Source organism: Pseudomonas oleovorans subsp. oleovorans, from assembly GCF_002197815.1.
Classification (GTDB): Bacteria; Pseudomonadota; Gammaproteobacteria; order Pseudomonadales; family Pseudomonadaceae; genus Aquipseudomonas; species Aquipseudomonas oleovorans.
Window position 1 is genome coordinate 1 of sequence record NZ_NIUB01000079.1, and the last position, 1,929, is coordinate 1,929.

The 1,929-nt window shown below is 65.5% G+C and carries 1 protein-coding gene; it reads right to left on the reverse strand.

Features of this window, described 5'->3' with window-relative positions:
* Positions 1-71 precede the first annotated feature (71 nt).
* Positions 72-1,397, reverse strand: a complete 1,326-nt coding sequence (gene ltrA / locus PSOLE_RS23290) for a group II intron reverse transcriptase/maturase (RefSeq protein WP_045107731.1) — start codon at positions 1,395-1,397, stop codon at positions 72-74.
* Positions 1,398-1,929 lie beyond the last annotated feature (532 nt).

The following is a 1,929-nucleotide window of genomic DNA, read 5'->3' on the forward strand; positions in this document are numbered from 1 at the left end:
ATCGAGTAGGAGGCGGGGTCGCCCCCGCCGTCCTCTCACACCACCGTACGTACGGTTCCGTATACGGCGGTTCAGGCCATACGGCTAAGCCGAGTGATCGTATCCAGTATTGACACCAGTCCAAGCGCATCCCAGCGTTTCTTCGGCAGCGCCTGCCGCAGGTGCAAGGCGCCGGCGTTCCACCAGGGGCCGCGCCCGTTGGTGGCCGACTTCCAGGCCCGCTCCTCCGGTAAGCCCAGCCGCATCAGATTGCGTGCCCGGGTAACCGGTCGTTTCCAGTGCCGCCACAGCACATTGCGCAGCAACCGCCGCACCCAGCCATCCAGCTCTTCCACAGGCCGCTTGCTCTGGCTCAGCTTGAAGTAGCTGCTCCAGCCACGCAGAACCGGGTTGAGCCGCTCGATCAGCCAGGTCAGCTGACTACCCCGCCTAGCACGTAGCAGGCTTTTCACCCGTTCGCGCAGGCGCTGCAGGCTGCTGCCGGCAATCCGCAGTTTCGGCTGCCGGTGCACGGTCATGCCGTAGCCCAGGTAACTGCTGCGCCACGGGCGGATGACCTGGCTCTTGGCCCGGTTCAACCGCAACCGCAGCCGCTGCTCCAGAAAACGCTCCAGACTGGCTAGCACCCGCTCGCCCGCCTGCCGACTGCGGACGTAGACGTTCGCGTCGTCGGCATAGCGCACGAAGCGATGGCCGCGCCGGCTCAGCTCCCGGTCCAGCTCGTTCAGCAGGATGTTCGAGAGCAGGGGCGAGAGCGGCCCGCCTTGCGGCGTGCCTTCTCGTCGCAGGCTCACGAGCCCACCCGCCATGACACCGGCTTCCAGGTAGCGCCGAACCAGCCGCCGCACACGCGGGTCTTCGACCTGACGCGCCAGCAGGTCCATCAGCAGATCGTGGTCGACCCGGTCGAAGAATTTCTCCAGGTCCAGTTCCACGCTCCAGCGATAGCCCGCCGCCACATGGGCGCGGGCCATTTCGATGGCCTGGTGCGCGCTGCGCCCCGGACGAAAGCCGTAGCTGAAGTCCGAGAACAGCGGTTCGAAAAGCGGCGTCAGTTGCTGCAGCAGCGCCTGCTGGATCAGGCGATCCAGCACGCTGGGTATCCCCAGCGTTCTGACCCCGCCATCGGGCTTGGGAATGTTCACCGCACGGACGCCGTACGGCTGGTATTCACCCGTCTGCAGCCGCTCCCGCAGGGACGGCCAATACTGCTTCAGGTAGCCCGCGAGTTCGTCCACCGACAGGCCATCGGCCCCCGGTGCGCCCCGGTTGTTCACCACCCGTCGATACGCACGCCTCAGGTTCGCCGGCGACAGCACCCGCTCCATCAGCGTGTTCGGCTCCGCTTTCGTCCACGTTACAGACGCCATCGGTGTCTGCGCACTGTCAGCCGGCATGCGCGGATTCCGTCCACCATGCCGGGGAACAGCCTTCCCCTGGGGGGAAGCTTCTGCGGTTCGACATCCCATGAGACTCCAACGCCTACCGGCGGTATGACCTGTTCGGCCCTTGGTGACGTGGTTGCTCGTCACTTACTACGGCCTCGGCTGACTTCTGCACGCCCATCCCGTCGCCTCTCGACGCCCGGTAGCCCAGCGGCAAACATGCAGATCTCCCAGGGTAATTCGCGCGACCTTCCAGCTTATGCCTGGCGGATCTACGTCGTAGCGTGCCGTGCAAGTACCGGGCTTTGACGAATTGGGCCGCCTCACCCCGCTACGCCGCCTCCATCCGCTTCCTGTTCGTCAGGCCAGCCATTTGCTTCCGGCTTCCTTCAGATTCGCAGTCACCCGCGACACCCTTGCCTTCCGCTAGCACTTCCCCTTGCCGGGCGTGCAGAGGACTTTCACCTCCAAGTCGTCCGGTTCACCACCACAGTGAACCGAACAGCGCCAGTCACGGCGCTACGCGCCATGCCTGGCGCACCCA